Raw genomic sequence first — 26,371 nt, forward strand, 5'->3', positions numbered from 1 at the left:
TTTATAAAACAAAATTAAAAATAAACTTGATAAAAATAATTTCAAAGATAAGAATAGTTATTGTTTTTAGTTACACTTAAAAATTTAAATGTAGCTTAAAGAAATAGAAATTAAAAAAAATAAAATTTAATTATTAATTTAATTTATTTTTTATTTAAATCAATAACTAATAAAAAGGAATTTTAACTAATGAATGACAATGAAGTTAATTTACTAAATGAAATTAAAAAACAAATAGAAAGATTTGATGGAAAGGCTAGCATATTATCAGCTATTGCCGGTGCTCTGTTAGGACTGTCTTTTGGTTGAATACCAATATTTAAAAATATTGAAAATTGTAATATAACAATTAAAACATGTTTTTTATTTACTTTTGTACTTTTATATGTAGTGTTTTTATGTTTAGCATTTTTATTTTTTATTTTAACAATTTTTCCAAGAAGTACACCTAAAAAACTTAATAAAATAAGAAAAAATGATTATACTCTTTATTATAAAGATTTACAAAAAATGAAACCTGATAGTATTAAAGAAATAATTTTACAAGATCAAGAAACTGACTTATTGAAATGAATTCAAATTAATTCTATTATAGCTTGTAAAAAACATAAAATGTTAGTTTTAGGTATTTTATTTTTAATTTTATCAACGCTTTCAATAGTTATTTCACTTTTATTTTATATGTTTATATAAAATAAACTAGAAAAATTAATAAAAAAGACTATTTTTAAAAATAGTCTTTTTTCCTTTTTGTTTTTAAAAATGTTTACACTTATTTAGGATATTTTTTATAAAATTAGAAAAATAATTCCAAAAATATTGATAAATTAATGTTTTAGTTACAAAAAAAGTAATAAAAAAGAAAAGAATTTTTCTTTTTTTTTTTTTTTTGAAGTGTAATTAACAGATAAAAAGAAAGAAGGAGAAATAAAAAACTATGGAAATTTATGTTAATGATGAAGTTAAACAATGCAAAAATAATGGAATTTTTGAAGAACATTTTGCAGGTTTTATTAAAACTGCTCAAGAAGAAAATGTAGTTCTTATTGTAAGAAATGTTAATCCAATAACAAAAGTATTAATACCTCAAAAATATCCAGCAAAACATTTTAGTATTAAAAATAAAAGTTCTGATTGAGGTGTACAATCTGGCTTTATAATTTCTTTAGATGAGTTAACATTTTTAAGCAAGATAGGATTAAAAGATAATGAAACACAAACTGAAAAAATAAATCTTCTTTGTAAGAAATTTTCAATAAAATTAAATAAAAATAATAAAGATAATAAAATAAATCCTGTTTCTTTAAAATTAAAAAATAATGAAACTATTTTTAAAATTACTAATGAACATTTTTTCTTTTTATTAGTTAATATGGAAAAATTTGGAATTATTGATGCTGAATTTTTTTGGATCAAATTTTTGTTAAATGTTGTCAACCAAAAAATAAAAAAAACGAGATAGTACTTTATTTAGAAAAAGAAAAAAATGATAATACATATAATGTTTATTATATTTTTGCGCTTGATGAAGAAAATAATATTAAAAATTTAAATAATAGAGATTTAAAAGAAATAATAGAAATTGAAAAAAATAATTTAATTTATTTTCCAATTTCTATTTTTTGTCAAGAAATTTCTAAAGAAAAAAAACCAATAATTCCTGATTATGATCTTTTTGCAGTTTGTTGAACAATAGATGAATCAATAAAATATCATCAACCACCAATACCTACTAATTCATTTGCAGCATTGAAAATAGATAGTTGATCAAATAGTTATAGAGAAAGAGATTTGAGTAAAATTTTTAAAAAAGGTCATAATTATGAAAATTTTTTTGATTTTAGATACTCTTTAGAAATATCAAATACTTTAGAAAACAAAGTATTTCTTGATAAATTAAGTAAAAATTTGGGTTATGAAGAGGCAATAAATAATCAATTATGTCCAATCCAGCATTCTTTTGAACTTGTTAATATTAACGTTAGAGATTTTAATGAAAATTTTTATACATTTTTTTACCTAATCAACAATTATTAACTGATTTTACATTTCCTAATGGAATAAAAGTAGATAAACAGACTATTTCTTATTTTGCTGTTTATGAACCTTTTAATGATGGAATTTTTTTATGAAAAAAATTTCTAGAACCTTTTTTGTTTTATATAAAAACAAAAGGATATTATGTTCCAAATAATTGTTTTGTAAAACAAACTGATTTTTTAGGTTTTGCTAATTCATTTAATCCTTGAGTTAGAAAAATAAGAGAAGAACAAAGTGAAAGACGGAAATCTAATGAACTAAGTTTATCAGTTAATGTTGAAGCAGTAAATAGCTTAGAAAATGATAAACCTAATTCCAAAAAAATAAAAGAACAGTTATTTTGTATTAATTCACATTTGTCTTTGTGTTAGATTTCTTTTTTTTAAATTGTTGTTTTAAGTATCAATCATAAATAATAGCAATAATAGTTAAAATGAAACCAATACTAAGAAAACCAGAAATAATATAACCTAAAGTATTACCACGCGCTTCATTAATTGTTCAATTAACTGATAAATTTCTTAAATTATTAATTTCTGTTGCATTCATATTTTCTAGTTCCTTAGAAGTATAATTAAGTTTTAAAGCAGCATTTCATAATTTTATACCAGTATCAGTAGTTCAAAATTCAATAATAGGTAAATTATTACCATGATAAATAGTAAAATATTGTCAGTTGCTAATATTATTTCAATTAACAGTTTGTAGTAAATATACATTATTATTGCTTTTGGCATTTAATTTAAAAGTAGTTTTTGGTTTTAATGTTCATAAATTCATTTTATTCATAGTAGTACTATCAATAGTAATAATATTTACAAATTGGATAGTATTATCATAGTTAAAATTAATTGTAAAACCGTCATTAGTATTAGTGCTATTAATGTCATATAAATTATTATTTACTATTCCAACATATTTAATATTAGTATTAGTACTATTATCTAGTGTTGGCAAAATATTTTGATTATATATTAATACATGGTAAGTTATTATTTCATCTTTAAATTTAATATTAATTTCAGAATTACTATTAATAATAGTTGTAATACTATTATTAATATTTGGTAATAATGGTTGATTATCATTAATAGTAATATCTTTTAGTTCATCATTAGTTACATTTAAAATTAGATTATTATTACTAATTCAATTATTAGTACGATTAACTGCAGTAAGTTTATCTTTATCAATATATGAATTAATAAAATTAGTCAATTGTTCATTTTTAGTTTTAGTAAATTTAATAGTATTAATTCGACTTCAATTGTTATTTTTACTATCACTTAGTAATAATTTACTTGTATTATTATTAATAAAACCAAGATTATCATTTATTCTTTGGAAATTGGCACAATAACCAATTTTAGTAAAAGCACCTAATTCATTTACAAAATAGCCAATTTCTTGTTCATCAATAAAAATACCTAAACCATCATGAAGTAAAATGAAATTATTCATATAATGTTCATTAATTTTTGTAAGTTTAATATCATTACTATCAGTAATGCTTAAATGATAAGGTTGTCCAAAAAATTTGGAGCTATTTTTGAGATTTACATTTAAAATTCCTTGATTGTTACCAGTCTTGCTAAAAAAAACAGTAGTAGTACTAAACAGTGGCTCCTTATTAACAATTAATGGTTTTGTTGTAGCATTACCATTATCTTCTATTGTTAAATAAAATAATTGACCATTAACATCACGAATAATGCCACCATTATTATTAATGGCAACAAAAGAATTTAATAGTATTGGATTAGGAACATTCATATTAATTGGCTTGATATTACCATCAACTTTTAGAATATAAGAATTTTGATCACCACCAACAAAAACACCAAAAGTATCATTTATAGTAGTAAAACTAGTTTTACCTTTTCCATAGTGATAGGGAGTAACTAAGTTAGTTACTTTTCCGTCTGTATTAATTAAGTCAGCACCAATATCGGTACTAACGATATTATTACCAAAGTTAGTAAAAGTATGATTTGGAGTTTCAATGGCAGTAGCATCATCACTAATACCATTTTTAGTCATTAAAAATGAATTATTAATAAAATTAGTATCATCACTTTTATGAAAATTATTTAAAGTAGCAATTCCTAAGTTATCATCAAATCTAATAAAATTATTAATTTGTAAGTCTAAATTATTATATGTGCCATCCTTATTTAATAAATAAGATTGTGCTTGTGAATTTGTAAAAATACCAGCAATAGAATTAGTTGAATCATTTTCATTTCAATTATAAAAATTTCCACTTTCAAAAGCTAAGGTTAAACTTTGTTCATTTAGGATAGTATTTTCTGATTTTATTTCTTTATGATGATAATTATTTATTTTCACTTGGCTTAAATTAGTAAAAGCGGCTAGTGAAATAGTAACTAGTGTATATAAAATTTTAAACATATTATCAATTCCTTTAATATAAACTAATATTAATTATAAAGATTTTGAAGATAGTGTATAGCAAAATAATAAAAATAAGTTACAATTTATATATGATATTTTTTAAATTAAGGAATGATTATAATTATGAAAAAAATTTTAACATTAATGGGTACTATTGCTTTTGGTAGTGGAATAGTAACGCCAGTTTTAGCTTGTTCTGATCAACAACAAGATAGTATTTTAAAAGCAATTACTAATGGTAATGGTAATTATAATGGTTGAGAATCAACTTTATCAAAAGTTGGTATTAAAAAACCAGTGAGTGTTCCTATTGATGGTCAAAGACCTGAAAAAGAACAAGTTATTGAAAATAAAGCATTAGAAAGCAGTCTTGCACAATCACTTGCCAAATTAATTTTAGATAAAGCAAATATTAAAGAACCAACTTGATTTGATAGTCAATTAGAAGTAGGTACTAAATGTTATTATTTTACGATTGATAATGGTAAAATAGATGAATCAACAAAAGCAAGAACTTGAAATGTTGATACTTCAACCGGTAGAATTAGTATTAATATTACTTATCAAGTTGGAGTAGTAAATAATGATAAAAGTTTTAAAGTTGAACAATACATAAAAAAAACTTTTAATATAAAATGTTCTTATACACAAAGCGATTACATAGTTTATAGTTGTGTTAGTGATGTTACTAAATTATCAGAACAAATAGTACCAATTAGTGTTGATGATGAAACTAAACCTGATATTGATAAAACATATGCTGATTTTTCTCAAAAAACTAAAACTTTAGTTCAAGAAGGAATAAGTTTAGCATTAAATAATAATCCTTATGTTAATTCTGTTGATATTAATATCAAAGGAATTGATGGTCAAAAAGTTACAAGCTCTGGTCCTAATAAATTAGAACTTAAAGTTAATTTTGTGATTAGTTTTCAAGATTCATTAATTGACATGTCTTTACTTTCGCCTTATGATGATAGTAATTTTGTTCCAACAATACTTCAATTTAATAGTTAAAAAGGAGTTTAATATGTCCAATAATTCAGAAGCAAAAAATAAAGATAAAGAGCCACCGTTAATTGTTGATGCCTTTACTTTTAAAAATATTGGTGTTAAACAAGAGATCCATTCTTCATGAAAAAATTTTAATTGAAAAATAACTTCCAAAAATTTATTATTAATTTTTATTGGTGCTTTTTTAACAACTGTTTCCTTTTTTTATTTTATTAATCGTGCTGGTTTATATACTAATGGTTTATCAGCTTTTGCACAATTAATAGCTAAATTTATTGCCTTATCTTATAATGGCAGTATTACTGAACAAGAAACAACGCAAGCATTTTGATTTTATCCAGTATATTTTCTTATTAATGGTCCTATCATTATTTGAGGATTATTCAAGGTTGGATTTCGTTTTACTCTTTATACTATCATTTATTTGTTATTTCAAAATGGAATTAACTTTTTGTTAACAGCAATTGATGCTCTTAAAAATTTTCAAGTTTTAGGTAATGAGCCATTAAAAGGTACTACAGATTATTGGCACTTAGTTTTACCACGTACTTTTATTTTTGCTGCTTTAGGTGGATTAATTTATGGTGCTGGTATTGGTATTTTATTTAAAACTGGTGGATCTAGTGGTGGTATGGATTTTATTAGTACTTATATTTCTATGAAACGTAAATATTCAATTGCTACTATTATTAGAAATACTAATATTATTATTGTTGTTATTGTTTTAATTCTTGATGGAACTTTTTTACAGAAAACTAGTCTTGTTGATAATTTTTTAGTTAGGCCTTATTTTATGTCAACGCTTGTTTATATTTATGTAGCAGCTTTTGTTATGAATAGAGTTTATCCAAAATATATGTTGATGAGTGTATTTATTATTTCTAATGAATTAGAGCAAATCCGTAATGATATTTATCGAAATAATTATTTACGTGGTGGTAATGTTTGAAATGTGAAAGGTTTGTATTCAGGTAATGAATATAAAATGATGATGACAACAATGTCATTATTAGAATATAATTTTTTTAAAACAAAAATAGTTCGAATCGATCCTAAAGTTTTTATGGTAGCAGTTCCTGCAAAATATATGCATGGTGGTAATGCAGGTAAACCTCCACAAAATGCACCTGTTAATATTACTGAAATTAATGATTTTTTAGAAAAAAACTAATAATATATATGTTATAATGTAATTAGTTTTATAATAGTAGGTTTTTAGACTTCTAAATAGATTATTACATCTATAGTTAGTCTTTTTCTATTTTTTTATAAAACAAAATTAATTATAAGCTATATTAAGAATTAAAAAAGAATGGAATAATTATGAAACATAATTTATCGCCAAAGGTTGTAAATGAGATTGTTAATAATATTCATACTGACTATAATAATAGTAGTAATCATTGATGAATTAAATTAATAAATAATCGTTTATGAATTAGTTTATGAATTATTACTACCATTATTGCTCTAATTGCTATTGGTGCTAGTATTGGTATTAACAAATCATCATTTATTAAAAAACCATTTACCATTATTAGTATTATTGGATTCATTGTTGGATGCTTTTTATTAGTGCAGAGTTTTGTATTAAAAACTAAAATTCATGAAAAATTAATAGAAGAATTACCAATTATTAACTATTATCAATGAGTTATTAAAGATAATAATTCACAAATGAATTTAACAACTATTAGTGATTATTGAACAATTGAACCACAAGGTAATTTACCTTTAGATGAACAACCTAATTATTATAATTATTGCGAACAAATAATGATAGGAAGTATTAATGGTCAAAATTTTAACTATGGAAGTATCATTAACCAAAAAGTTATGTATGAGACAAGTTCTGGATATAATAGTGCTGCTCAAGTTATTGAAACAGAAAAAATTACTTGTTATTATGCACGTTTTGTTTATTATACAACTATTATTAGGAATAATAATTTTACAATGACATTAACACCACGTAATATATTTTCAAAAAAATTTCGTAGTAAAAAGAAAGTTCAATTAGAATCACATTTATTTGAAGATTTATTTGAAGTAAAATGTGATAATCAAATTAAATTAAGATTAATTTTAGAACCAAAAGTAATGAATTTACTTAATGAATTTGCTTATAGTTTAGGAAATAAGGATTTACCAGTTATTCACATAGAAAATGAACAATTAACATTAAGTTGAAAATATGAATTAGGAAAAAATCCTTATAATGATGGAAAAGGCAAATTGATGGTTTTACCCACCACTACTAATCTTGAAAAGTTTATTAATAAATTATTAGCAATGATTAGTAAAGATATTTTAAATTTAACGCAAGCACAAATGTGAGTTAATAACTTACAATTATTATAATAATAATTTATATAAATTACTTTACAATAATTTAAAAATAAGGTAGATAAAATTATGAATAACTATCAATTATTAAAATCAAGCTGAAAATGATTTAACAATAAATATTTGATGCAAACAATTTTATGAATGTTATTAACAATTTGTTTGATTATTTGTGCAATTTTATGAGAAGTTAAAAGTAGTATTTTTAATAAAATTTTAACATTTGATTTTTTTAATAATGCTAGTATTACTGATGAAACTATTATTACTTTAAAAACTTATTTATATATTGCTATTTTTAGTAGTTGTATTGCAAGTAATACTTTAATATTTATTCAAATCAGATGTTGAATGAAAAATATATTGAAAATAAATATAAGGTAATTTCAAATTTTGAAAATAATTTTTTTATTTTTAAAGCTTTATTAGTATTAAATGTTGCTAGAAACATTACTTATATTTTTTGTTTTACTAATGTTTTTACCACATTATTTGTTTTAACTTATTGATTTTGTTATTTTATTATTTATAATTTTAGAAAAAATATTAGAAGAAAAAAATCAGATTCTTGGTAATCCTTGATGAAAAGATATAGAAAAACGATCATTATTTATTATTTTAGGTTTTGAAGTTTTATATTTAATTGTAAAAAATTCAATTTTAAATTTTACTAAGGGTACTATTAACATTGATCAAGTTTTAAAGTACTTTATTCCCGCTAGTTCTTTAGCATTAATATTAGCAGTCTTCATTCAAAGTTTAGTTAAAAATGATGTTAAAACTATTTTAAATAATATTAAAAATGTTAAAACCAAAGTTGATGATTTTAAAATATTTTATAATTGAGATTATAAAAATATCATTAGTGATTTTCTATTTGTTAAAGAAGCACCATTAATTATTCGAAATGAATTAAAACAAAAAGTATTAACTAATGAAGAAAAAAATAAAATATTTGAACTTTTACATGAAATTTATCAATTTCTAATATTTGTTGAAAAACAAAATATTAAAGTTAGTGAGTTGAAATATATTTATTATCATTTATTTTATGAAATAACAAACCGTGATGAAATTTCACAAATTAAAAATAGAATTATTAATACAAAAAAGAAAAATTTGAAGATAATACTAAAAAAGTAGTGATTATCTAAGGAAGTTTATTATGAAAAAAATATTAAAAATTATAAGTGTTTTTGCATTTACTAGTATTACTAGTATTAATATTAGTGCATGTGATGTTTTTCACAATTCATCAGTTGATTATCAGCAATTATTAGAAGATGCTGCAAATTTAATTGCTAATAATACTTATCCCAATTTTAATAATTTTTTAAAACCCGAAAATAAAAATCATGTTTTTGATTTTAAAAAATTAATTGAAGACAATATTAGTAACTTGTTTAATACTGCTCCAGAAGATTTTAGTAATATTACTTATGAAATTACTAATGGTCAAGATGAAATAAAAAAAATTAGTACTACTAATATTAAAATTCATTTAGCTGTTTATAATAATTCTACGGTAAAAGATTGTAGTTTTGATGCTAATTTTAGTCCATTACAAGATTATATAAATGAAAAATTAGAACCATTAGTTAATGGAACACAATATTTATCAATTAACAAAAAAGACAGTGGTGGATTTTATAATGACTTAGTTACTGCTGGTGCTACTTTTAAAAGGGAAGAAAAAAATCAAAAAGAACAATATTTAAGAAATAATTCAGATAAAGCTAAAAATTTTTGAAAATTATTTCAAGAGTGAATTCCTTCTGAAGAAGTGAAAAACCCTTTACTTGGTAATATTTTAGTTTCATTATTAAATTTTATTCCAAAAAAACCCTTTACTTGGTTAACTTTTGATAATTTTAAACCATATTTGTTAAATGCTGGCGGCTATAATAATGTTATTGCTATTACTGGCAATAAAAAATTTGGTGATAAATATTATGATTATATAAAAATTCGATTAGAGGGTAAAAATTCAAAGGATATTGCTTTTGGTAATAAATATGAAGGTTTAACTTTTATTTTTACTACTAATAGTTAATTAATAAATTTTTAGTTCCTTTTTGAAAAGATAAAAATTAATAATAAAAATTACTTTTATAACTAATTTTGTATTAAAAAAATTAAAAAAATATAGACAAGTTATAAAACACATGCTATTATTTTTTCATACCTTTTTAGGTTAAATAATATATGCGACTAAAAGAAGTAGTTTCACGTAATAATTATATTACTGGATGCTACTTTTTATTTTAAAAAAGTAGCAACTTAAGAAAATTATTATTATATATGAAAGAAGTGTTTAAAATGTCTCCTTTATTTACAGGTAATCAAAATCTTAATATTCGTAGAATGTCTGACGATAGTGCAATAAGTTTATTGGCTTCAAGTGGTGATTTTTCTAGCATATCTAATAGTAGTACAATATCTATTTTTGAAGAAACTGCTATTAGAGAAAACAAATATTTATCAAAAATAACTAAACTTTTAGGTAAAAATATTACTTTTATTGTTGCTCTTTCTGGTAATATCACTGCTCAAATGATAATTAGTACTACTGTTGCTAAAACACCATGAAATTGACAAACTATTAAGGATAGTTTGATATTTAGTGGTATACTTATTGGTTTTGATACAGCTATTGAACCTTTTATTTTTGGTTCAATCGAAAATATTGAAAATTGAGTTATAGATAAATGAAAAAACAATGAAAATAATATTAATGTAGGAAAAGAAATAATAAAAGTTATTCCTTTCTTATTATTTTTAAGTTATTCTGGTGTAATTTTGGATAGAGCTTCTAATAATATTTTAGATAATTGAATTTCAATGGAAATTCTTGGACAGACAACTATTGAATTTACTAGTTATGTGTTAAATATGACTTTTCATGGTGCAATCATTTCTAGGATAGAAAAAGTAATAAAATTAGGTTGAGAAAAAGTTAAAAGATTATTTAATAACAATATTAATGATATAGAAAATCAACTTCTTAATAGTGAACAAAATAGTGATGAAAATAGTAATTTTTTTTATAAAAATATTTTACCATTATTTTTTATAACACCAATATCAATGGCTATAACATGAGGTACTGAGAATTATATATCTAATCAAGAATTTACTTGAAAAAAACTGTCAACAGATGCTCCAAAAATTATGGGTGGTATAACTCTTTCTCTAGTTTCATCTTTACTTAATTGTATGGTTAATAAAGAAGGAATACCATTTCTTCCAAAACTGAGTACTGTTATAGATACTATTAAAAGATGAACTGGTTATCAACAAAATAATGGTAATATTGAACAATCAGTAACATCATGTCAATCTTCTATTAATGATTCTTGTTTAGTAGATGTTTTTAGTGAATTAGAAAGTATTGAAGAATTTTCTAGTATTATTGGACAATTATGTAATGAAGAAGAATGAAATTTTAAAAATGATGAAGAAAAAGAAATCTTTTTTGATGCTGTTGAAGAGCAGAAAAAAGTAGATAGTAATTTTGGATCTACTACTAAACCAAGAAATAACTATGGAACATTCAATAACTATTGTGAGCCTACAAATTTTTTGGATAATGGAATTAGTAGTTCAATTCTTAAAACAGAGTTTGATGAACAATCACTTCTTTCAAAGCCACGCTCATTTACTATATAAAAACAGTATATAATAAATGTATAATAATATTTCTATATTATATAATTATATGATTTTGAAATTTAATAAATCAGAAAAAAGTATTTTAGTAAATTAAAGTACTTTTTTTATTGTATATTTATTTTTTCAATTATAAATTTAAATTGGGATTTAATCAAAATACCATATAATTCAATATTATTTTATATTTTTTTAAATTTACAATTGTTTATATTAAATAAAGTTAGAAAAATTATATTTTTGATGAATCTTAATATTGGTACAAGGAAACCACTAATATAAATTAGAACTATTCTGATATTTTTATTTTTAAATTTAATTAAAAATCAGATTATAAAAAATGTTATTTTTAACATATATAGAAGGAGAAAAAAATTAATGGATACTAGTGATGAAGAAAATATTTCTGTAGAAGATTTACAAAAGCAACTAGAAAAGATTACTCAAGAAAAAGAGGAAGTTCAATCTAAATTAGATGAAACTAGTAAGGCTAAAGAAGAAGTAGAATCTAAGTTAGAAGAAGCAAATAAAGAAAAAGAGGAAGTTCAATCTAAATTAGATGAAGCTAGCAAGGCTAAAGAAGAAGTAGAATCTAAGTTAGAAGAAGCTAATAAAGAAATTGAAAAATTAAAAAAACAATTAAATGAAAAAGATAATAATGAAATAAAGCCTAATCATAAAATTGAATTATTAAAAGAGAAATTAGAAAGACTTGAAAAGAAATTAAAAGAAAAGGAAAAAGAAATTCAAAATATTAAAAATGATCCAGAGTCATTAGAGGACTTAGAAGCTAATATAGAAGAAAAAGAAACTATTGAAAAACAAATCAATAGTGTTAAAAAACAATTGGAAATTTTAATAAAAGAAGAAGAAAAAAATAAGATTCATTTAATTAATTGTCAAATTTTACAAGAACAATTAAAAGAAATAAATGAAAAACTTGATAATTGTCAATCTAATGAAAAAAATGATAATAGTCAATGTTGTGAAACAATTAATAAAAAAATGGATCAACTTCTAAACTATAATAATGATAAATCTATGAAAGAAATTGAAAAATTAAACAAAAATATTGAAGAAAAGAATAAACAAATTAAAGAATTAGAAGCAAAAATAAATAATAATAATACTAATAGTCAAGAAATTAAAGATAAGTTAAGTGAATTAGAAAATAATAAAAATAATTTAATTAAAGAAAAAGAACAATTTGTAAAAGATGCTGATTATGATAAAGCAGCTAAAATTGATAAAGAAATTAAAGATTTAGAACAAAAACAAAAAGATTTAGAAAAAGAACTTTTAGAAAATAATAAAAAAGAACTTGAAAAAAAAGAACTTCAAGAAAAAATAATTAAAATTCAATCAGAACTTGAACAAATAAAAAAAGAAAAAATAGATTTAGAAGAAAAGATAAATAATAATAATAATAACAATAATATTTGTTCTAAAGAAGAAGTTATTGGTGAATTTACTATTACAAAGGTAACCACAATTGAAGAATTTAATAGTACTAATAGTATTAGAGAAATGATTGCTAATAAAATAAAAAATCTTTATCCTAGCGCTGTTATTAATGAAGATTACAAAATTGAATTTGAAAATTTAAATACTAATGATATTGTATAAGGAAAAGAATTAAAAATAAAAATTAAACCAACAAAAAATAGTAAAGTAAAAGAAGAATTAAATTTTATAGTTAAAATTAATTATAAATATGATGCCGAAGAACAAAAAAGAGCAGCAACTGGTATTTTAAGAAAAGCAATACCCACAGAATTTTGAAATGATAGAAAAAATAATAAATATCTTGCAATTTGACGTGCTGAAGGTCGATATGCAGCAGTAGCATCAATGATTCAAAATGTTAGACCATTACCTATATTATTAAGCGAACCTCATTTTGCAAGTAAAATTATAGTTGAAACATTTGCAGCTAGTTATTGAACTAATTATCATACACAATTTTGAGGATTATGAGTAAATGCTGATAATGGTTATTGACCTCAATATACTACTATACCTAGTTCAAATGATACTAATAAGATAAAAAATGTTAAAATTCTTTCTGAATTAAATAATACTTATTTTAATAAATTATTCTTTGTTATTGAAAAATATTTAAATGATTCAGGTATTAAATGTCGTATTTCTAAAAAAGCAGTAAAAGATTGATATTCTAGTTTATATTTATATGGAGTTGGAAATATTCAATTTAATAATCAATATGACGATTATGATAATGGCAAAAAACGACAATATTATATTCAAGTTAATTTTGATGTTTTATTCTTTGATAATAATGATTCTTCTTCAGATATTTCACAAGAGTTTGCTGGCGTAGTATTTACTTTAAGTGATGAATTAGATTTATATTCTTAACAACTAAAAAAACAAAATAAAATAATTAAGTAAATTTACTTAATTATTTTATACTGTCAATTCAGTTATTTTTATTTAATAGAAGTAGTTCAACCACGTGTTCTTTTAACTGCTTCTTGTCAACCCTTATAAAAAGTTTCTGCTTTTTTTTCTGTCATAATTGGTTTATATTCTTTTTCAATTTTATTTATTTTTTTAATATCATTAATATTTCAAAATCCAATTGCAAGTCCTGCTAAGTAAGCAGTACCCATTGCTGTAGTTTCAGTATTTTTAGGTTTAATTAAATTAGTACGACTAATGTCACTTTGGAATTGCATAATATATGAATTATTACTTGCTCCACCATCAACTTTAATCTTAATTTTTAAATCTTTTAAATCTTTATTTAATTTAACATCTGCTTGCATTGCCAGAATAACATCTTGTGACTGGTAAGCTAATGATTCAATGGTACCTTTAACAATATGTTCACGCTTCGTACCACGTTCTAAACCAAATATAGCGCCACGTGCTGTTGAATCTCAATAAGGGGCACCCAAACCAACAAAAGCAGGTACTACATAAATACGTTGTTCTTCTTTGGGATCAACAATTTGTGAATATCATAGACTTTCATCGGAACGATATAACATTCGTAATTGATCACGTAAAAATTGAACAGCAGCCCCTGCAATAAAAACTGAACCTTCTAAAGCAAAAACTGGTTCTTCGCCTGATATTTGATAAGCAATAGTCGTTAGTAAACCTTGTTTTGAAAAAAGAGGAGTATTTCCAATGTTCATTAAAATAAAACAACCAGTACCATAAGTATTTTTGATTTCACCAGGTGTTAAACATAATTGACCAAATAATGCAGCTTGTTGATCACCAATTGCAGCAGTAATAGGAATTTCTTGCTCATCATTTTGGAATAACATTCCTTTATAAGTAGTTCCAATTTTACCTGAACTGGGAACTACTTCTGGTAACATATTTTTAGGGATATTAAATAATTCTAGTAATTCTTCATCTCATTTTTTAGTATTAATGTTGAATAACATTGTTCGTGAAGCATTTGTAATGTCAATAACATGTTTAGTTTTTTCAACATTATTTTCAATACCATTTGTCATTTTATAAATTAATCAACTATCAATAGTACCAAAAGCTAGTTTTCCTTTTTTTGCTAATTCACGTGCATTTTTAACATTATCTAAAATTCATTTTATTTTAGTAGCAGAAAAATAAGAATCAATTAGTAAGCCGGTTTTTTTATGAATTTTTTCTTTTCATCCTTTTTTTGCTAATTCTTCACAGTAATCTGCTGTTCTGCGATCTTGTCAAACAATAGCGTTATAAATTGGTAAACCTGTATCACGATTTCATACTACTGTTGTTTCACGTTGATTAGTAATACCAATTGCTTCAATTTGATTAGATTTAATATTACTTTTATTTAAAGCTTGTTGCATTGTTGTTAATTGATTATTTCAAATTCCAAGTGCATCATGTTCAACTCAACCTGATTGAGGGGGATAATGCTGAGGTATATCAATTTGATGGATACCAGTAATTTTTCCTTCTTTATCAATAATTAAAGTACGACAACTAGATGTACCTTCATCTAATGCCATAATATATTTTTTTTCTTCTGACATATTATTTATCCTTTCTGTACTTTTATTAAAGTATTTCAATTACTTGAATTAAACCACCAGCAATAATTGCTCCTAAAATTGGTCCAATAACAGGAACTGGAGCATATTTTCAATCAGAACTTCCTTTATTTGCTATTGGTAAAATAGCATGAATAATTCGTGGTCCTAAATCTCGAGCTGGATTAATAGCAAAACCTGTTGGTCCACCAATAGCAAGTCCAATAACCATAACACCAATACCAACAGTCGCAGGTCCAGTAATAAACGCAGAACCACTATTAAATATTTGTGAATTAATAACTAAATTTTTAATACCAATAGTAGCACAAACAATCATAACTAGCATAAATGTTCCAATAATTTCTGTTATAGTATTTCAAATATAACTACGTTCGGCTGGAGCTGTTGCAAAAGTTGCTAAAATTTTATTATTATCTTCAGTAATGTTATATTGTTTAAAATATGCTAAGTAAACAACTAATTGTCCTAACATTGCACCTAAAAATTGAAATAAAATATAAAATGGAATATAAAAGAAGTTTTCCCCAATAAAAGCTGTTTTTTTATTAGCAACTCATAATCCAATAGTAACAGCTGGATTTAAATGTGCTCCTGAAATTCCACTTAACATTGCAGCAATAGCAACAGCAAATCCTCATCCAGTACAAATAACAAGCCAACCGCTATTTTCTCCCTTTGTTTTTTTTAATAAAACGTTGGCAACAACACAATTTCCTAGTAAAATTAGGATAAATGTGCCAAATAGTTCACCAATAATTACTTGTGAGACTTCTGGCATAATATTTTCCTCCTTAAATTAAATATTTTTTATCATATTTGCTACTAGTAAAGCAATTGCTGGTGCTGAACTTAGACCTGGTGATTTAATACCAGCAACATTAATAAAGTTAGGATTATTACTAGCAAATTTTATGAAAAAATCATCAGTTTCAACACAAATTGCTCGTGAACCACTAATTACTTTACAAGTTTTATTAATATTTAAAGTTGGAATAATTTTTAGACCAATTTTATTAATAAGTTCAATATCTTCAATTGTAATTAATCTAGTATCACTTTTCGGTACATTTTCATGAGAAGTAGGACCCACCAAGATATGACCATCAAGCATTGGAGCAACTATTACTCCTTTACCATGAATAGTAGGTATCATAAATAGAATGTGATTATTTATAATATGATTTTCGGTTTTTTCAAGAATACAATACTGTCCTCTTCTAGTTTTTAAAGTGAAATCTTGACAATTTATTAACTTTGCAATATCATCAGCATAATGACCAGCAGCATTAATAATATATTTTGAAGTAAAAGTTACTTTTTTTTGATTATTTAAACAAGTAACTCGAAAACCTGAATTTAATGTTTCAATATTAATTACTTGATGATCAACTTTTAGTTGTCCTTTATTTTTAATCATGCGATTAATTAAAGATTGTGTTAATAATACTGGATCAACAGCATATGAAGCAGAACAAAGTAGTGCACTAGTAACTTTTGGGTTAACATTAGGTTCTAATGAAATTACTTCTTCTCTTGTTAATATTGATAATTCTTTTTTAGCAAGACCATTAGTAATACCACGTGCATATATTTTTTGTATTTCTGAGTTTTCTTCTTTGCTAAAAGCAAGTATTAAAGAATCAATTTTTTTTCATGGAAAATCTAAATTTTTAAATCAATCATTTTCATATAATTTTCTGCCCTCTAGATTTAATTTAGCATTTAGTTTTCCTGGTGTTGGATCAAATCCACCATGAATGACTCCAGAATTTCCTTCTGATGTTTCTTGGGCAATTCTTAAATTTTTTTCTAAAATAACTACTTTTAAGTTTCTTTTTGATAATTCATCACTAATAGCAGCACCAATAACACCAGCACCAATAGTAATCACATCAAAATCAAATTCCATTACTTTCACCTCTCTCTAAACATCATTAAGAACAAAAGTTCTATCTGTGTATAGTTTAATTATAATATATTTTTTTATTATTAACTTAATTCAAAATATTAGATTAATTTTTAAACATTTTTAAATGAGATTTTATTAAAAAAAATAAGAAAAATTTGTGTTATATTATAAATAACGATATAAATTCAATATCGTTATAATTTTAATGAGTATATATAAAAAGATATCTAATTATTAAAATTGTATTATTTAAAAGGTAGGTATATGAATGAAACAATTATTAATTACTTTAAGTACATTAACAACATTAACTTTAACAAGTAATACTGTTATTAATAGTATTAATGATAATATTGTTAATAACAGTAGCTTAACAAATAAATCATCAATAAAGAATTCTACAAATTCATTATTTAATAATCAATGAAATATTTTAGGTACTAGTGATTGAATTACTAACCAATCAATAACCGATTATAAATTTTACAGTTATGATACTTCAGCATTAAAAAGTTATACTTTTGCCAATGCTCAAAATACTTTTTTAGTAGATACAACAGGTAATCAAGTATATAGGGACTTCGTCCCTCGCCACTACGTGGCTCACCCAAATTATAGTCCCAGTAGGTTCACTGGGACTATAATCATTTTTATTTATCTTTATTTTTAAGTTTATCTTTTTTCTTTAAAATATTATCCAATTTATCCAAACCAGCAAATTTAATATCACTATAAGTCATATCGATACTACTTGCTTCTTTAAGGTATTTCTTAGGTGATAATTCACTTTTAAGTTCATGCACATAATGTAAAGCCCTAGAATTATACCTTTTCAACCAATGTCTAGGAAAAAATAAAGTCATAGCCATTGCTTCACCGCTATAACTTGGAGGCATTATGCCTTTTTTAATCATTTTCTTTGTTCTACGTCGTGAAAACACTACTTTATTATAATCCTCAATATTAGTATATAAATTAAGATTAAATATAACAACAAAGCCCAAAAAACGCATTCTTTTAACTTGCACAACATACTCTACTTTTTCTCTTGCTTGTACTGGTATTCTATTAGGGTGTTGTTCAATCAAATACATTGTACCATTAAACATGTGACCTATTAACTTACAAAATTGTCCTAAACTTTCTTGTTGATTTTTAAACTGTACTCCTAAATCATTAGAATTTATTTTTAATGCTAATTCATCTAAAATTATTAAATCTTGTTCCTCAAAAGCATAATTACTTGCTAACTGATTAAAAAAAGTAAAAACATCATTATAATTAACCAAATAAGAATAACCATTTTTTAATTTAATAGGAAAAGGACTAACTACTCGTTTTTTATGAGTTTGTGCTAAAAAACAAGCAAGAGCAGATTTACCAGTGCGTGGTGGCGCTGAAATAATATAACTACCTACACGTTTTAAAATTTTAACATTACGAATAGTTATAAGAATTGGATAAATAATCATAATCAAACCTATAACCAATAACACGTAACCATATCAAGGCATTATTTAACCACCTTATTTTTATTTTTAAACTTACTTTTAATTCAAAAACAAAATTTCATAAAATATGAACCAAAAACAAAAGAAAAAATAAAATTAAAAATAAACAATAAAAATTGAACATCAAAACCAGAATTTTCATAAAATAATTTTAATTTATCTACATCAAAATTAAAAAATAATGCAGTAACTAATGATGTTAAAAACAAACAACAACTGTAATCAAAATTTCACATCAAAACAATCTTTTATTTTCCATAATAAACTCCTAACCTATAATTAAACTAATTGCTCTAACAAATAACCATAAAGGTATAATATTTTCTATTCCACTAACAATATCAACATTTAAAGCAGTACTAATCGTATCTGAAAAAATATGTCGTAATAAACTATCTGTTGTAAAAAGAAATTGTCTTAATGGTTCAACTGGTAAAACTTTACCAACAACACCATAAAGTATTCATCTAAAAGCATTACGCAGATGACCAAAAACATCATATCAACTAACACGTTCATACTCAGGGTTAAAAGGACTATTTGGTGGTACTGGAACAATATCTTTGGAAGAAAAAATATTCATCTGACCAAATTTAACATGCAAACCGTCACGATTAGTTAACGAAGATAAATCAAAATCAATTGTTAAATGCTTTAAATTTGGAACACGAACCGGCATAGTAACAAAATTATATTTTCCTAAATTATAAACACTATCTTTATCATTTAATACACCTTTAAAATTATAACGAATATTACCCTCATAATCTAAAAATGAAAATGTATAAATAGAAGAAAAATAACTAAAATATTCAGCAGAAATATAAAACATAAAACCTTGTATATAAAAACTCAAAGGTTTTGTAATTTCAAAAGTCAACTTAAAACTTAAATTATTAGAAACATTATAATTTCAAAAAACTAACTCATTAAACTTACCAGTTTGTATATAATTATGATTAAATAAAATAAGAGATAACTGGTTTAAATCTTGCTCTGTAAAATCATAATTTGTAGACAAATCACTAACTCGTCTATCAAAATTACCTACCACATCAGAATGAAATTGAATTGAATAAGGAGTATCAGTAGTTTTATGTACAACAGCAGAAACTAATTTTAAATCTGGTTGGCCAACATCAAAATAAGCAGAGTTTCATGGAATAGTTGCTCAATCATTAAAATCATTATATTTAACGGGTTTAACCATATCGCTAGTTATAGTGTAATTACTTTCACTAGGTGCATTAAAAACAATTAAACTAGTTGGTGCTTGAACAGTACTATTTACAACAAAAAATAATTTAACAAACTTAAATCACATAATTATTTACCAAATAAACATTTTAAAATTCACCATGAACCATAAAATATAATAAATCCAATAAAAAACTGAGTTCCATAAACCACTAAATTTCATAAAATAGTAGTAAAATCATCAACTGGACTACCTATAAACATAGTTCAATAATCAACTATACATTGATGTATTTTATTGTAAATATCTCAAACACTCATAATTAACACCTACCCAAATAATGACCTAAAAACAAATTTAATACTACGATAAATAAAATTAAAAAATACACCTAATACCAACCAAAAAGTCAAATTAAACAAAATATAAACTTCATCAGTAATATTTGGTTGATTTAAAAATATACTAATATCATTACTAGAAAATATAAAAATTAAATGCAATATACTATTAACAAAATCACTCATAAATTAAGCACCTACAAACTTCCCTTTTTTATTTTCAACACCCTTAGCCTTATTTCTTAAACGTTTTCTTTCATGTTGTTTAGCAATTTGCTTTCCAACAAATTTTGAACTTCCTTTAATATTTCTATAACTTTGCTTTACAGTACCCGATGTAAAAACTGGCTGAATATCAATATTTAAAAAAACTGACATAGCAAACTTTATTAAAAGAATAAAAACAACAAAAGTCCCCAAATTAAAACCCAAATCTGCCATTGGCAAATTTCAAAATTTCATAAAAATTTGCGCAAATAATTCTAAAATTTTTGAAATAAAAACAACACCCATAATAAACTACTCCTATATTATTTTTAATAATTTTAAAATTAATGAAAAAGTAAAAAGTACTAAAATAATTGCTAACAATGGTGCTGGCATAGAAACTATTTGTTGTGAACTATCACCAAAAATAAAACTTTTAATAACCAAAGATAAATTATGTAAACCGGAAAAATCAGTAATATAACTTTGCAAAATATTTTGCACAATATTATTTAAAGAAGGTAAAAGTTTACCTAATAAAGGAAAAACAAAAATTATTGCAAAAAATAATTTAATCATAACTATTACCTCCTAAAAACAACTTTAGTTTTTTCTACCTAAATCCACGAATAATATGTCCTATAAATTCTTTAATAAATACTAAGACCATCATAAATATTGGAATTAAAACTGGTCAATTTGTCATAATTGAATCACCAGCAAATACTCAATCAAATACATAACTAAAAGATTCTAATAATTTTTGGCCAATACCTCCAATCATATTTAATAGTGCGGTTAAACCTGCGGGCATTTTAATCACCTCCCTCCTCTAATTCTTTTCTTGCTCTTTCTTTCCGTTTTTGTTCTTTACAATATCAACAATCGGGATCAACTATATCATGTTTTTTATGTTTAAATTTTCAAACTAACTTTTTAATAGTACCTTTAAAAAACCAAGAAGTAGCAAACACAGCCAATATTACAACTATTCATTTAACCATTATTTTTTACCTCCTAAAAAATTATCAAAACTCATATTTTCACTTAATCTTTGTTCAAAATTTCGCTTTGCTTTTTTCTTATGTAACTTTTGTCTTGGCATATTTTTTCATTTATCTTTTTTCATTTTAAACACCACCTAATGTATAAGCATAAGAATAATCCCAGTTTAAACTTGCTCTATCTAAATTAATCTCCGACATATTATCATCATTTAAATCAACATCAACCATACTGTCATTTGTACTTTGATAATCACTAACACTAGTGTTAATTAATCTTGCTCTTTCATCAGTAAATACTTCTTGTAACTCTATATTATTATGTGTATTGCCTAATGGCAACAATAAACTATTTATAATTTCACTTGCTCCCGCAATTATCGTAGGAATAGCAAAATAATTATTAAAATTATTATTAATTCCCATAGCAACACCACTACTAATCAAACATCCACCAGTAGCCATATTACATATCTTTCTTATTGCTTCAAATTTATTAGGTATTAACTCAGTTAAACCACTAATAACATTCGCTATACCAAAACTATTTAAAGATATATAAGTATCTCAATCTACAAAAGGCTTATCAATTACTGGATTAGGAGTTGGTATTGGAGTAGGAATTGGTGGTTCAGTAGGACAAGGCGGCCAAAAACAAGGTTCATCTCTTAATAAAGAAACTGACTTATCTACATACTGAACAAACTTGGCATAGTTAATTAAACCAATAGTCCCTAAACCTAAAAATATCTTTTTATAACTATTAATAACTTTATTTCTAGTAGTTGGTCTTTGATTAATATTCCATATATCAATTCCTAACTTTTTACTAAATAACAAAGAATTTATAGAACCTAATACTGGGTCTTTTAAATATTGACCATAATAAGCACTAACACCTACCATAGCACTTAATGGACTTAATCCAGTTCTTAAAATTTTAGTTAAAGTATAATTACTAGTTTGCTCTAATTCATTAGGCATAAATAAAACTCCTTACTTTATATACTAATAAGGAGCTTATTTATGAATTATAATCTAATCCATTGGGGCTTAATGAAAAATATATAATCCATATATAAGCCCCTTATTTAATTTTTACTTATTTCTTTTATTCTCTTTTTTTATTCGTTCCATTTCATTAGCAACTCTGTAACACATTTCACAACCATATACTCGTTCATAAGTTCAATCACTACATTTATGTCTCATAATTTAACTTACTTTCTTGCTGTCTCATTGCCTTATTTAAAGCAATATCTAATATACAATTTGGACAATAATATTTTCTAGTATATAAGTTTTGTAAAACTCTTTTAGGACAAATAACTTGGTCACAAAGTTTACACATATAAATAGCTAAATGAAACGGTTGTCCACAAGAACAATTATTACTTCTAGCCATAATTTAAAATTAACTCCTAACATAAAATAATTATTTAAAATTACCCTTTTAATAAATAACTATTTTCAATTAGAAAGTTTTTTAATATTACCGCTTAAATCAAGTTCAAGTGAATAAAAATTACCAACTTTTAAATCAAGAGTAGATAAACAATTATTAAAATCACTAGCAAATTCCGGATTATATCATTTATCACGTGTTTGACCAGTTGGCACACTTGTTTGTTTGTTTATTTCTACAAACTTCAAAACATCAAACTTTAATGTTTGACCTTTATTATTTTTATCGGGAATAATACGCCCTTTTTCAATATTAACTAATTGAACTTTAAACATAAAAAAATACTTAACCTTTCGCGTTCATTAAAATTTAATTTAATAAGTCAAGCATAGTAGGGTAAACCTATACTTACTAATAATATATCATAAAAATATAAAATTTCAACTAAAAATAAAAAATGAACATTAGTAAGAACGCGAATAATCACTAATGTTCATTAACCATTATATATATACAAGTATATTCTTTAATAATTTAATTTTTTATGATAAAACTTAAAATTTTTAAATTTATTATTTTAAATCATTTTTTAAACAATTCGGGCAAATAGCAATCATAATTTTTAACTTGTTTTTTTCAGTTACTAAAAAGAATTTAAAAATTACACTTCAATCAATTATTTTTTTCCTATTATATAATGAATTAGTAAATTCATCTCATTTTTTTGTATCAATAATACTTCTACATTGAGAACATTCATATTTATTTTCGAAATTAAAAATAGATAATAAAATATTTACTTCTCACAAATACGAATTAAAATGTGTTATAAATTGTTTTGACATTTCTTTTACTGAAAGTTGTTTACTACCTATTATTTCATTTTTATAATCTCTAAGTAAATTTTTCTCTTCATAAGAAAAAAATTGATATTTATTTCAAATCTTTTCTAATTCTTTATATAATTCTGTTCTAATTGTTCTTTTTCTATTTTCAAATTGAAAATATATAGTAATTCCTAAAGTTATAATAACAGACATAGCACTAATAATACTAGTACAAATTTCAATTATTGTTTTAGTATCCATTTTTTTCTCCTTTTATATTTTATTATAATTTAAAAAAATAAAAAAAATACTAAAAATTAAACTAATGTAAAACTTTTTTCTTAAAATTTATTTCTTCAACTTTACTACCAAAAACTTTATAAACCCAAGTCAAAACATCTCTATCTCTATGATTTAAATAACCAATTTCACTAGTCCATAAATAATGTTTATACGATAAAGCACTTAAATATACATATTTTTCGTAATCTTCATATTCTTTAAAATAATCATTTACAACAGTACTCTCAATAATAGCACCAATCATCACAGTATCACCATTACTATCTCTTTGAGTTTTAAAATAAAATACATTTGTTGCATTAAAACTTGCTTTAATTATATCTCCAATTGTCAATTTTTTAATACCACGAACAACAAGAGGATTTTTACAATTACGACTAAAAGCATAAGCCTTTACACCTACATCTGTCTGATTTATAGATTTAACATCATCCATGGCTTTTGTAACATATTTTCCTAAATATTTAATAACAAATTCATTTGTACCTTTTTTAACTACTTTTAAATCATTAAAACCATGAGTTCATCATTCTGCTAACATACTTTTATATATCTTTCTATTAAAAATTATATGAAAATGAATAGCACCACGAGATTGATATTCATAAACATAAAAATACTTTAATTCTCCTAAATTTTGAAAACGTTTAGGGTCATTTCATCACTTTTTTAATTTAATAAAAAATAAACCAATATCTTTTTTTGCTTTTTTAATATCTTGCATATTATTTTTATAAGTCAAAGTAACAAAACTTAACATTTTACTATTATAAAAATTATGTAATGCTTTTTGAATTAAATTAGTTTTAGTACGAGAAGTATTATTTCTCAATTTTTGTTTATTTCCAACATAACATTTACCTTTTTTATTTCCAATATTATTTAAAAAAGAAATAGGTAAAACAACATTTTTAACATAACAAGCATAAAAAATTTTTTTAACATAAAAATCTTGTTGAATATCCATATATAAAACTTCCGCGTTCTAGGTTTTAAAAAACCAATTTTATACATTTTAATAATAAACAAATCTTAACATAAAAAATTATAAAAATAAATAATAAAAGAAAAACGATACTTAATTAATTAATCTAGTTTATAATACCAAAGTAATTGTTCCTGATAAAGATAAATCAGATATTGAAAATACAAAACAAGAAATGAATAATACTAAAAAAGTAACTACTATTAAAGATACATATAATCCATATAGTAAAAGTGAATATAGTACTTCTTACTTTAGTGGTGATAATCAAGATTGAAAGTTAATTCAGCAAGGTGGAATTGAAAAACACATTGATATTTCACAACAAACAGGTGGTCATAAAGTTGAGCATAGTGATAATTTAAGTGAAACATTGGGTCTATATTATATTGCTAAAGCAACATTATCTAATAAAATTGATAGAACAATTGCTGAGAAGTTGTCTAATTATTTTATTAGTCAAAGTAGTTTAAAAGGAAAAATTAATAATGAATTAGCTACTAAAATTGTTGATTTAATTGTTGATAATAAAGATATTTATAATTTTATTTATAATCTTCCATTTAATATTAGTGACAAGAACTATTCATTAAACTATATTTTTGATAATAATAATAATTTAATTGAAATTTATTATAATAAATTTAAAAATGATAATATTACACAAAATGTAAATTTTAATTATACTACTAATTATAATGGAACAGATTCTACAAATGTTTATAATAGTGAGCAAAAAAATATATTTTCAAATTGAACTGACTATGCTAAATCTTGGGATGATTTTACTACTTTATTTCCTAGTATCAGCTTTGATAATAATTCTTTTATTTCTGCTGGTGATTCAAGTCAAAGTACTCAAAAACATAATATTAAAATTAGCACAAAAGATATAACAGAAGCGATTGATAATTCTGCTAAAATTCAAAATAATTTTTCTGTAAGTGGTTTTATGTGACATGCATATATTAATTCATCTGTTTTTATTTGACATGATTCTTCTGGTATTTACATTAAATTTTGAATTGGTGAAGATTCATTTTTTTATAATGATAGTCTTATTTTTTCTATAGTATTAGATAAAGCTACTTTTAATAATTCAATGAATAGTTAGTTTATATTAAAAGAATGCAAATTTGAAAAATATTTATTTAAGT

Annotated in this window: 34 protein-coding genes; 14 read left to right on the forward strand and 20 right to left on the reverse strand. The window is 23.3% G+C overall.

Annotation, left to right across the window (positions count from 1 at the left end; genetic code table 4):
• The first annotated feature begins 189 nt into the window (after nucleotides 1-189).
• The 4 genes from AACK83_RS05605 (at nucleotide 190) to AACK83_RS05620 (ending at nucleotide 2,411) form a co-directional block, all read left to right on the forward strand.
• Nucleotides 190-693, forward strand: a complete 504-nt coding sequence (locus AACK83_RS05605) for a Pycsar system effector family protein (RefSeq protein ID WP_338956708.1) — start codon at nucleotides 190-192, stop codon at nucleotides 691-693.
• Between the two features lie 244 nt (nucleotides 694-937).
• Entirely contained in the window at nucleotides 938-1,462 is a 525-nt protein-coding gene (locus AACK83_RS05610) for an anthrax toxin-like adenylyl cyclase domain-containing protein (protein WP_338956710.1), read from the forward strand.
• Nucleotides 1,408-2,037: a hypothetical protein gene (locus tag AACK83_RS05615; protein ID WP_338956712.1), complete on the forward strand. Its 630-nt coding sequence runs from the start codon at nucleotides 1,408-1,410 to the stop codon at nucleotides 2,035-2,037. Before AACK83_RS05610 ends, AACK83_RS05615 begins: the two co-directional genes overlap by 55 nt.
• A gap of 116 nt (nucleotides 2,038-2,153) precedes the next feature.
• Nucleotides 2,154-2,411, forward strand: a complete 258-nt coding sequence (locus AACK83_RS05620) for a hypothetical protein (RefSeq protein ID WP_338956713.1) — start codon at nucleotides 2,154-2,156, stop codon at nucleotides 2,409-2,411.
• On the opposite strand, the gene AACK83_RS05625 is transcribed toward AACK83_RS05620, so the two are convergent.
• Nucleotides 2,386-4,452 carry a hypothetical protein gene (locus AACK83_RS05625; RefSeq protein WP_338956715.1) on the reverse strand — a complete coding sequence of 689 codons (2,067 nt, stop codon included), beginning with the start codon at nucleotides 4,450-4,452 and terminating at the stop codon, nucleotides 2,386-2,388. The two genes, AACK83_RS05620 and AACK83_RS05625, sit on opposite strands and share 26 nt — an antisense overlap.
• A gap of 126 nt (nucleotides 4,453-4,578) precedes the next feature.
• On the opposite strand from AACK83_RS05625, the gene AACK83_RS05630 reads away from it, so the two are divergent.
• From AACK83_RS05630 to AACK83_RS05645, 4 genes are all read left to right on the forward strand, one after another.
• A complete protein-coding gene (locus AACK83_RS05630; protein WP_338956717.1) occupies nucleotides 4,579-5,472 on the forward strand; it encodes a hypothetical protein in 894 nt (297 codons plus the stop codon).
• Nucleotides 5,473-5,485: 13 nt separating this feature from the next.
• A complete protein-coding gene (locus AACK83_RS05635; protein WP_338956719.1) occupies nucleotides 5,486-6,640 on the forward strand; it encodes a YitT family protein in 1,155 nt (384 codons plus the stop codon).
• Nucleotides 6,641-6,792: 152 nt separating this feature from the next.
• The gene (locus AACK83_RS05640) at nucleotides 6,793-7,830 is read left to right on the forward strand and encodes a DUF3137 domain-containing protein (protein WP_338956721.1); all 1,038 of its coding nucleotides are present in this window, start codon (nucleotides 6,793-6,795) and stop codon (nucleotides 7,828-7,830) included.
• 54 nt (nucleotides 7,831-7,884) lie between these two features.
• On the forward strand, nucleotides 7,885-8,199 hold the full coding sequence (locus AACK83_RS05645; RefSeq protein WP_338956722.1) for a hypothetical protein: 315 nt from the start codon (nucleotides 7,885-7,887) through the stop codon (nucleotides 8,197-8,199).
• Nucleotides 8,200-8,312: 113 nt separating this feature from the next.
• On the opposite strand, the gene AACK83_RS05650 is transcribed toward AACK83_RS05645, so the two are convergent.
• Complete coding sequence (locus AACK83_RS05650) at nucleotides 8,313-8,567, reverse strand: hypothetical protein (RefSeq protein ID WP_338956723.1); 255 nt, start codon at nucleotides 8,565-8,567, stop codon at nucleotides 8,313-8,315.
• 413 nt (nucleotides 8,568-8,980) lie between these two features.
• On the opposite strand from AACK83_RS05650, the gene AACK83_RS05655 reads away from it, so the two are divergent.
• The 4 genes from AACK83_RS05655 (at nucleotide 8,981) to AACK83_RS05670 (ending at nucleotide 13,863) form a co-directional block, all read left to right on the forward strand.
• The gene (locus AACK83_RS05655) at nucleotides 8,981-9,868 is read left to right on the forward strand and encodes a hypothetical protein (RefSeq protein WP_338956724.1); all 888 of its coding nucleotides are present in this window, start codon (nucleotides 8,981-8,983) and stop codon (nucleotides 9,866-9,868) included.
• A 266-nt stretch (nucleotides 9,869-10,134) separates the two neighbouring features.
• A complete protein-coding gene (locus AACK83_RS05660; protein ID WP_338956725.1) occupies nucleotides 10,135-11,484 on the forward strand; it encodes a hypothetical protein in 1,350 nt (449 codons plus the stop codon).
• A 378-nt stretch (nucleotides 11,485-11,862) separates the two neighbouring features.
• Entirely contained in the window at nucleotides 11,863-13,110 is a 1,248-nt protein-coding gene (locus tag AACK83_RS05665) for a hypothetical protein (RefSeq protein WP_338956726.1), read from the forward strand.
• A 225-nt stretch (nucleotides 13,111-13,335) separates the two neighbouring features.
• Entirely contained in the window at nucleotides 13,336-13,863 is a 528-nt protein-coding gene (locus AACK83_RS05670; RefSeq protein ID WP_338956728.1) for a hypothetical protein, read from the forward strand.
• A gap of 71 nt (nucleotides 13,864-13,934) precedes the next feature.
• On the opposite strand, the gene glpK is transcribed toward AACK83_RS05670, so the two are convergent.
• From glpK to glpO, 3 genes are read right to left on the reverse strand one after another with little or no spacing between them, the layout of a single operon-like run.
• Nucleotides 13,935-15,503 (reverse strand): glycerol kinase GlpK, encoded by a 1,569-nt coding sequence (gene glpK / locus AACK83_RS05675; protein WP_338956730.1) that lies wholly within the window; start codon nucleotides 15,501-15,503, stop codon nucleotides 13,935-13,937.
• Between the two features lie 25 nt (nucleotides 15,504-15,528).
• A complete protein-coding gene (locus tag AACK83_RS05680) occupies nucleotides 15,529-16,302 on the reverse strand; it encodes an MIP/aquaporin family protein (RefSeq protein ID WP_338956732.1) in 774 nt (257 codons plus the stop codon).
• An 18-nt stretch (nucleotides 16,303-16,320) separates the two neighbouring features.
• On the reverse strand, nucleotides 16,321-17,433 hold the full coding sequence (gene glpO, locus AACK83_RS05685; RefSeq protein WP_338956734.1) for a type 2 glycerol-3-phosphate oxidase: 1,113 nt from the start codon (nucleotides 17,431-17,433) through the stop codon (nucleotides 16,321-16,323).
• Nucleotides 17,434-17,701: 268 nt separating this feature from the next.
• Between glpO and AACK83_RS05690 the strand changes: the two genes are divergently transcribed.
• Nucleotides 17,702-18,103, forward strand: a complete 402-nt coding sequence (locus tag AACK83_RS05690; protein WP_338956736.1) for a hypothetical protein — start codon at nucleotides 17,702-17,704, stop codon at nucleotides 18,101-18,103.
• Here AACK83_RS05690 and AACK83_RS05695 read toward each other — a convergent pair.
• The 15 genes from AACK83_RS05695 to AACK83_RS05765 form a co-directional block, all read right to left on the reverse strand.
• Nucleotides 18,084-18,947, reverse strand: coding sequence for a hypothetical protein (locus AACK83_RS05695; RefSeq protein ID WP_338956737.1), 864 nt, complete (start codon nucleotides 18,945-18,947; stop codon nucleotides 18,084-18,086). The genes AACK83_RS05690 and AACK83_RS05695 overlap by 20 nt on opposite strands.
• Nucleotides 18,947-19,180: a hypothetical protein gene (locus AACK83_RS05700; protein ID WP_338956739.1), complete on the reverse strand. Its 234-nt coding sequence runs from the start codon at nucleotides 19,178-19,180 to the stop codon at nucleotides 18,947-18,949. The genes AACK83_RS05695 and AACK83_RS05700 overlap by 1 nt, the downstream gene beginning before the upstream one ends.
• 32 nt (nucleotides 19,181-19,212) lie before the next feature.
• The gene (locus tag AACK83_RS05705; RefSeq protein ID WP_338956741.1) at nucleotides 19,213-20,268 is read right to left on the reverse strand and encodes a hypothetical protein; all 1,056 of its coding nucleotides are present in this window, start codon (nucleotides 20,266-20,268) and stop codon (nucleotides 19,213-19,215) included.
• 2 nt (nucleotides 20,269-20,270) lie between these two features.
• Entirely contained in the window at nucleotides 20,271-20,462 is a 192-nt protein-coding gene (locus tag AACK83_RS05710) for a hypothetical protein (RefSeq protein WP_174481228.1), read from the reverse strand.
• A gap of 9 nt (nucleotides 20,463-20,471) precedes the next feature.
• The gene (locus AACK83_RS05715; protein WP_338956743.1) at nucleotides 20,472-20,669 is read right to left on the reverse strand and encodes a hypothetical protein; all 198 of its coding nucleotides are present in this window, start codon (nucleotides 20,667-20,669) and stop codon (nucleotides 20,472-20,474) included.
• Nucleotides 20,670-20,672: 3 nt separating this feature from the next.
• Nucleotides 20,673-20,996 (reverse strand): hypothetical protein, encoded by a 324-nt coding sequence (locus AACK83_RS05720; protein ID WP_338956745.1) that lies wholly within the window; start codon nucleotides 20,994-20,996, stop codon nucleotides 20,673-20,675.
• A gap of 12 nt (nucleotides 20,997-21,008) precedes the next feature.
• Nucleotides 21,009-21,269: a hypothetical protein gene (locus tag AACK83_RS05725; protein WP_338956747.1), complete on the reverse strand. Its 261-nt coding sequence runs from the start codon at nucleotides 21,267-21,269 to the stop codon at nucleotides 21,009-21,011.
• A gap of 34 nt (nucleotides 21,270-21,303) precedes the next feature.
• Complete coding sequence (locus tag AACK83_RS05730; RefSeq protein ID WP_338956748.1) at nucleotides 21,304-21,504, reverse strand: hypothetical protein; 201 nt, start codon at nucleotides 21,502-21,504, stop codon at nucleotides 21,304-21,306.
• 1 nt (nucleotide 21,505) lies between these two features.
• Nucleotides 21,506-21,694, reverse strand: a complete 189-nt coding sequence (locus AACK83_RS05735; protein ID WP_338956750.1) for a hypothetical protein — start codon at nucleotides 21,692-21,694, stop codon at nucleotides 21,506-21,508.
• Nucleotides 21,694-21,819 carry a hypothetical protein gene (locus tag AACK83_RS05740; RefSeq protein WP_338956654.1) on the reverse strand — a complete coding sequence of 42 codons (126 nt, stop codon included), beginning with the start codon at nucleotides 21,817-21,819 and terminating at the stop codon, nucleotides 21,694-21,696. The genes AACK83_RS05735 and AACK83_RS05740 overlap by 1 nt, the downstream gene beginning before the upstream one ends.
• Nucleotide 21,820: 1 nt before the next feature.
• Entirely contained in the window at nucleotides 21,821-22,678 is an 858-nt protein-coding gene (locus tag AACK83_RS05745) for a hypothetical protein (protein WP_338956752.1), read from the reverse strand.
• 217 nt (nucleotides 22,679-22,895) lie between these two features.
• A complete protein-coding gene (locus AACK83_RS05750; protein ID WP_338956753.1) occupies nucleotides 22,896-23,099 on the reverse strand; it encodes a hypothetical protein in 204 nt (67 codons plus the stop codon).
• A 59-nt stretch (nucleotides 23,100-23,158) separates the two neighbouring features.
• Nucleotides 23,159-23,434 carry a hypothetical protein gene (locus AACK83_RS05755; protein WP_338956755.1) on the reverse strand — a complete coding sequence of 92 codons (276 nt, stop codon included), beginning with the start codon at nucleotides 23,432-23,434 and terminating at the stop codon, nucleotides 23,159-23,161.
• Nucleotides 23,435-23,671: 237 nt separating this feature from the next.
• Nucleotides 23,672-24,187 (reverse strand): hypothetical protein, encoded by a 516-nt coding sequence (locus AACK83_RS05760; RefSeq protein ID WP_338956756.1) that lies wholly within the window; start codon nucleotides 24,185-24,187, stop codon nucleotides 23,672-23,674.
• Between the two features lie 61 nt (nucleotides 24,188-24,248).
• Complete coding sequence (locus AACK83_RS05765) at nucleotides 24,249-25,196, reverse strand: rolling circle replication-associated protein (protein WP_338956758.1); 948 nt, start codon at nucleotides 25,194-25,196, stop codon at nucleotides 24,249-24,251.
• A 193-nt stretch (nucleotides 25,197-25,389) separates the two neighbouring features.
• Between AACK83_RS05765 and AACK83_RS05770 the strand changes: the two genes are divergently transcribed.
• A complete protein-coding gene (locus tag AACK83_RS05770; RefSeq protein WP_338956760.1) occupies nucleotides 25,390-26,328 on the forward strand; it encodes a hypothetical protein in 939 nt (312 codons plus the stop codon).
• The last annotated feature ends 43 nt before the right edge of the window (nucleotides 26,329-26,371 follow it).

Origin of the sequence: Spiroplasma endosymbiont of Tiphia femorata, assembly GCF_964020225.1 — a bacterium.
In the GTDB taxonomy this organism is placed as follows: domain Bacteria; phylum Bacillota_I; class Bacilli_A; order Mycoplasmatales; family VBWQ01; genus Spiroplasma_E.